The sequence below is a fragment of the Micromonospora sp. MH33 genome (genome assembly GCF_003013775.1).
Classification (GTDB): domain Bacteria; phylum Actinomycetota; class Actinomycetes; order Mycobacteriales; family Micromonosporaceae; genus Micromonospora; species Micromonospora fulviviridis.
The window spans coordinates 1-5087 of sequence record NZ_MUYZ01000393.1 but is presented as its reverse complement, the minus strand read 5'-3'; the positions used below and the strand labels follow the sequence as shown (position 1 = coordinate 5087).

Annotated in this window: 7 protein-coding genes; 6 read left to right on the top strand and 1 reads right to left on the bottom strand. The window is 70.9% G+C overall.

All coding sequences use genetic code 11. From position 1 onward, the window contains the following. The 4 genes from B0E53_RS38115 to B0E53_RS32975 all read left to right on the top strand — a co-directional run. Positions 1–1125, top strand: a 1125-nt coding sequence (locus B0E53_RS38115) for a hypothetical protein (protein WP_210406307.1), incomplete at its 5' end; no start/stop codon positions are given. 78 nt (positions 1126–1203) lie between these two features. Continuing rightward, complete coding sequence (locus B0E53_RS32985) at positions 1204–1815, top strand: DinB family protein (protein ID WP_107079531.1); 612 nt, start codon at positions 1204–1206, stop codon at positions 1813–1815. A 173-nt stretch (positions 1816–1988) separates the two neighbouring features. Continuing rightward, on the top strand, positions 1989–2807 hold the full coding sequence (locus B0E53_RS32980; protein ID WP_107079530.1) for an SDR family NAD(P)-dependent oxidoreductase: 819 nt from the start codon (positions 1989–1991) through the stop codon (positions 2805–2807). Further along, positions 2797–3393 carry a TetR/AcrR family transcriptional regulator gene (locus tag B0E53_RS32975; RefSeq protein ID WP_107079529.1) on the top strand — a complete coding sequence of 199 codons (597 nt, stop codon included), beginning with the start codon at positions 2797–2799 and terminating at the stop codon, positions 3391–3393. The genes B0E53_RS32980 and B0E53_RS32975 overlap by 11 nt, the downstream gene beginning before the upstream one ends. A 60-nt stretch (positions 3394–3453) precedes the next feature. Here the strand turns inward: B0E53_RS32975 and B0E53_RS32970 are convergent, their stop codons facing one another. After that, positions 3454–4044, bottom strand: a complete 591-nt coding sequence (locus tag B0E53_RS32970) for an NADPH-dependent FMN reductase (protein WP_107079528.1) — start codon at positions 4042–4044, stop codon at positions 3454–3456. Between the two features lie 116 nt (positions 4045–4160). On the opposite strand from B0E53_RS32970, the gene B0E53_RS32965 reads away from it, so the two are divergent. After that, positions 4161–4682 carry a MarR family transcriptional regulator gene (locus B0E53_RS32965; RefSeq protein WP_107079527.1) on the top strand — a complete coding sequence of 174 codons (522 nt, stop codon included), beginning with the start codon at positions 4161–4163 and terminating at the stop codon, positions 4680–4682. 134 nt (positions 4683–4816) lie between these two features. After that, positions 4817–5008 (top strand): hypothetical protein, encoded by a 192-nt coding sequence (locus B0E53_RS38825; RefSeq protein ID WP_210406306.1) that lies wholly within the window; start codon positions 4817–4819, stop codon positions 5006–5008. The last annotated feature ends 79 nt before the right edge of the window (positions 5009–5087 follow it).

The window sequence follows — 5087 nt, the reverse complement described above, 5'->3', positions numbered from 1 at the left end:
GCCCGCGAGGCCACCGAGGCCGGCGGAGCCCGGGCCGGCCGCGAAGGCGCCGAGGGGGCCGCCACCCGGGAGGCCGACGAGCTGGGCGAGGGAGCGGTCCGCGCGGCCGACGAGCCGGGCACCCCGACGGTCGCCGACGACGTGGCCAAGGCGGCGCAGCTGCCCGAGGCGATGGCCGAGGCCCGCTTCATCAAAGAGGCGAACGACGTGGTGGACGCCCCGATCCCCGTCCTGCTCGCCGAGCTGATGGCGCTCAAGACCCGGTACCGGTGGATCGAGACGTTCACGGCCACCCCCGTCGGGCCCGGCCGGTTCCACATCGAGCTGATCGCAAGCCACAACGACCTCGGTAACTACACCACCGGATTCCGGTCGACCCGCGACACGTTGTCGCGCATCACCGAGAACTTCCAGAACGTGCTGGACGCCGATCCTGTCGTGCGGGCCCGGTTCCGTCGGATCGCCCGGCTGGCCGAGACGGACGCAGAGGGCGCGGCGCGGGCTGCGGCGCTCCTGGAGGAGGAGCTGACCAACCGCAGCGGACGCGGCGTGGCGGACCTGTTCGACCAGGCGCAGATGCCGAGCCGGGGCGTCGACCCCCGGGCGGCCGCGGAAGGGCTGTCGCCGTTGGACCGCCCGCGCGGCGCGCCGCCGATCGAGAGCGGGGCCCAGGGCACCGTCGGCGAGGCCCGGCACGCCCTGGAGGTCGCCCCGAGCGTGCCGAGACGCGCCAGCGACGTCGTGTCACCGGCGCGGCAGGCAGAGCTGCGGGCCGAACTCCTCAGCGGGGAACGCAGCCTGGTCGATTTCGCGCGCCAGTTCCCGCCGGAGGGCGCCGCTCAGGTGTTCCTGCCGACCGGTCGCGGCGGCGGCCGGTACATCGACCACATGTTCGTCGACGGTTCGACGGTGGTGCTGCGGGAGAGCAAGAACGTGCGGATGTTCCGGCTCACCGAGGGCTACCGGACGCAGATCGACAAGGACATCGAGCTCCTCACCCGGTTCGTCGACGCCCGCGTCGAGTGGCGCATCACCGGCGCGATCGACGACGCCGCCCGCGCCGAACTCGACCTGCTCGTCACGGAGCTGGGGGGCCGCTTCCGGTACGTGACCGGCGCTCTCTGATCCCAAAAACGACAGCCCCCTGCCGGGTGCGGCTCACGGGGCTGCGTCCACCGACCGCGCGTGGCAGGGTCGTGACACATGATCGACGAGTTCGCGAAAGAGTACCTGCACCACGACCTGCGCGACATCCGCGAGACGATGCTGTGGAAGCTCGACGGGTTGCCCGAGTACGACGTACGGCGGCCCCTGACCATGACCGGGACCAACCTCCTCGGCCTGGTCAAGCACTTGTCGATCACGGAGTCCAGGTACTTCGGTGAGGTCTTCGGCCGGCCGTTCCCCGAGCCCCTGCCCCGATGGGACGACGCCGACCACGACGAGACCGACATGTGGGCGAGCGAGCACGAGACGCGCGAGGGGATCATCGACCGTTACCGGCGGGTGTGGGCGCACTCGGACGCGACGATCGGCGCCCTCGCCATCGACTCGCCCGGCCATGTGCCCTGGTGGCCGCGTCCGAACGTGAAGCTGTTCAACATCCTGGTCCACGTGCTCACCGAGACCAGCCGGCACGCCGGGCACGCCGACATCCTGCGCGAACAGCTCGACGGCTCCACCGGGGCAGCAGCCGAGTACGCGCACCCGCAATCCGACGAGCCGTTCTGGGCGGCGCGGCGCGCGACGATCGAGCGGGCCGCCAGAGCAGCCGTCGCCAGGCCCGGTGACGGGTTCCCCGACGCGCAGGACTGAACGGTGTGCGGTGTGCCGATGCCGCCCGCTATCTGCCGCGGTGCCGGCGACAGGCGGCGAGAGATGTTCGTCCGACGTCCCGGAACCGTAGGGCTGTCCCTCGATGCATGGGAAGCATCAGAGTCGAGACCTGTTCTAGAAATTCGCTCTAGTTCCGGCCTAGGCTGACGACCATGGCGCAGACGGTGACGGCGGTCGTGACCGGAGCCAATCGCGGCATCGGGTTCGCGGTGGCCACCGAACTGGTGCGACGGGACTGCCGGGTGGTGCTGGTGACCCGGGACCGAACGCGGGGCGAGCAGGCGGTGGCGGCGCTGCGGACGTCCTCAGGTGGTGCGGCCGGCTCGGCGGAGCTGGTGGTGGGCGACCTGTCGGTGCTGTCGTCCGTGCGGGCGGTCGCGGCCGAGCTGGGCAGTCGATGTGAGCGGATCGACGTGCTGGTGCACAACGCCGGTGTCTGGCCGACCCGGCTGGTACGCACCGAGGACGGGTACGAGCAGTCGTTCGCGGTGAACCACCTGGCGCCGTTCCTGCTCAACCACCTGTTGGAGAAGCGGCTGGGGAGGGTGGTCCAGGTCAGTGCCGGCCTCTACGTCAAGGGCAGGGTGGACCCGGACCGCACGCCCTGGGGCGAGGACTTCCACCGGATGCGCACCTACTGCGACACCAAGCTCGCGAACCTGCTCACCGTGCCGCTGTTCGCCGAGCACTGGGCGAACACCGGCGTGACCATCGACGCGGTGCATCCCGGCGTCATCAGGACCGGGCTGGGTGATCCCGGTGGCGTGCTGGGCCTCCTGCTGAAGGTGGTCAAGCGCCGGTGGGATGCTCCCGAGGCCGGTGCGGCGCCGGTGGTGTGGCTGGCGTTCGCGCCCGGTGAGAGATCCGGCCGCTACTTCGACGGGGACCGTCCGGTGCCGCTCGCGCCCGTGGCGGACGATCCCGCTCTGGCGCGACGGCTGTGGGATCAGGGGATGGCACATGTCGCCTAAGCAGCAGCGGGGTGAGGCGACCGCCGAGCGGCTGCTCGCCGCGGCGCTGGACGTGTTCGACGCCGCCGGCCAGCCGGGCTTCACGGTCAACGCGGTCACTGCGGCCGGCGGCGTCAGCCTCGGCAGTCTCTACCACCACTTCGGCAGTTTCGACGGTCTGGCCGCGGCCCTGTACAGCCGGTGCATGGCGGCGCTGTTCGACGAGCTGATCGCGGCGCTGAGCCGGGCCCGGACCGCCCGCACCGGCGTCCGCGCCATCGTGACGGCCTACCTGCGTTTCACCGAGGACAACCCGGCCGCGGCGCGCTTCATCCACGCCTCGGCCTACGCCGGCTACCTGGCCGCGCACGCCGAACAGGTGACGGCGGCCAAGGCGCCGCGCATGGCCGCCGTCGCCGGCTGGCTGCGGCCGCGCATGGCGGCCGGCGAGATCGCCACCCTGCCGGAGCCACTGGTCGAGATGCTGCTGATCGGCCCGGTGGCGGAGACCGCGCGCCGGTGGCTCGCCGGCGTGCCGGGCGTCGATCTCGGGCAGGCCGCCCGCGTCCTGCCCGAGCGGATCTGGCGCTCCCTCGCCCCGGACTGACCCCGCGGCGATCGCGGAGGTGGCTGTCTGATCAGGCGCCGTCCAGCACGCCGAGAATGGTCATCCGGCGGCGTGTTGCCGGGCTCGTTCACGCAGCACGGCCAGGGCCCCGGTCCAGTGCACCAGTTCGTCGAGCATCGCCTCGGCGCTGGCGTCCATGGTCTCATTGGGTCGCAGTGCCCCGTCGTCGTCGATGAACTGGGCGACGAACGGGATGTGTACGGCCTCGGGGATCGGCGTCATCTTCAGCGTGGTCAGCACCTGCTTGATCATTTGTGCGGCGCGGGTGCCGGCACTGACGCCGCCGTAGCTGACCAGGCCGACCGGCTTGTAGGCCCATTCGTGCGCGAGGTAGTCGATGGCGTTCTTGAGCGGGGCTGTGTAGCCGTAGTTGTACTCGGGCATGACGATCAGGAACGCGTCAGCCCGGTCGATCGTGGCGCTCCAGTCGCGGGTGTGCTGGTGCTCGTAGCGGCGCAGGCGCGGGTGGTTCGGCTCGTTCATGAACGGCAGGTTCCACTCGGCGAGGTCGACGAGCTCCACCTGGTCGAAGCCGCCGTGCTTCACCGCCGCGGCGTGGATCCACTCGGCGACCGGCAGGCCGAGCCGGCCCGGCCGGGTGCTGGCAATGATGATCTGCAACGTGGTCATGCTTCGCTTCCTCGAAAGTCGATGACGTATCAGCAACCTATCCGCAAAACGCTGACGTATCAGCAACCTATCCGCAAAACGCTGACGTGTCAGCAACTCGTCGTAGACTGTGATGCATGACCCAACCGCGGTGGCTCAACCCGGAGGAACAGCGTCTGTGGCTGGCCTTCCTGCGCATGCGGCGCGCGCTCGACGTGGCGATCGACGGTCAGCTCGCCGAGGCCGGCCTGTCGCCCGCCGACTACGACGTACTGGCCCCTCTCTCCGAGAGCGACGAGGCACTGCGCGTGCGGGACCTGGCCGCGCGCATCGGCTGGGACCGCAGCCGTATCGCCCACCAGCTCCGGCGCATGGAACAGCGCGGGCTCGTCGTGCGGTCCGCCAGCACGACCGACCGGCGCGGCACGATGGTCCAACTCACCGACCTCGGCCGTACGGCGATCACCACCGCCGCGCCTGGGCACGTCGAGACGGTCCGCCGGGTCCTGTTCGATCAGCTCGACCAACATGACCTGACCCATCTCACGAACATCGCCGAGCGGGTGGCCGACGCCGCTGGACTCACGGGCATCTCCCGCACCGGCGGCCCGGCGCCGCGCGCCGCAGCCCAAGCGGGCCGCCAAGGACTCGAACCCTGAACCCCTCTGGCGGTCATGCGCGATCAGCGACGTGCGTGCCAGCGCTCGCCCGTGTGCTGACGTCCGGCGGCGTTGCTGTCGGCGCTTCCATCCCCAGCCGTTCCGCGGGCCGACCCTGCCGGGGACCCGGGTACATGCTGTGGGTGGCCACGCGCGGCGCCGAATCCGGCGTCGCCGTGCAAAGACCGCCGTCGCTGCGCGGTGGGCTGTGCCGGATCTTTCGCAACGGGGCCTGGCACTACGAATTGCGGCCCGAAGCGATCGACGACGTCTGCTGCCCGAGAATGTATCCCGATCCCATCCAGGACCCGAGGATGCAGCAGTGACTGGCAGTAGACGAGGACAGGCGATGGCGCGGGTGGACACGGCGGAGAGCGGGCAGGGCGGCGCGGGCCGCGGGGATAC

Bases quoted from the DNA above. Each gene is read 5' to 3' on its own strand.
- B0E53_RS32985 (WP_107079531.1), top strand. From the start codon at position 1,204: ATGATCGACGAGTTCGCGAAAGAGTACCTGCACCACGACCTGCGCGAC.
- B0E53_RS32980 (WP_107079530.1), top strand. From the start codon at position 1,989: ATGGCGCAGACGGTGACGGCGGTCGTGACCGGAGCCAATCGCGGCATC.
- B0E53_RS32975 (WP_107079529.1), top strand. From the start codon at position 2,797: ATGTCGCCTAAGCAGCAGCGGGGTGAGGCGACCGCCGAGCGGCTGCTC.
- B0E53_RS32970 (WP_107079528.1), bottom strand. From the start codon at position 4,044: ATGACCACGTTGCAGATCATCATTGCCAGCACCCGGCCGGGCCGGCTC.
- B0E53_RS32965 (WP_107079527.1), top strand. From the start codon at position 4,161: ATGACCCAACCGCGGTGGCTCAACCCGGAGGAACAGCGTCTGTGGCTG.
- B0E53_RS38825 (WP_210406306.1), top strand. From the start codon at position 4,817: ATGCTGTGGGTGGCCACGCGCGGCGCCGAATCCGGCGTCGCCGTGCAA.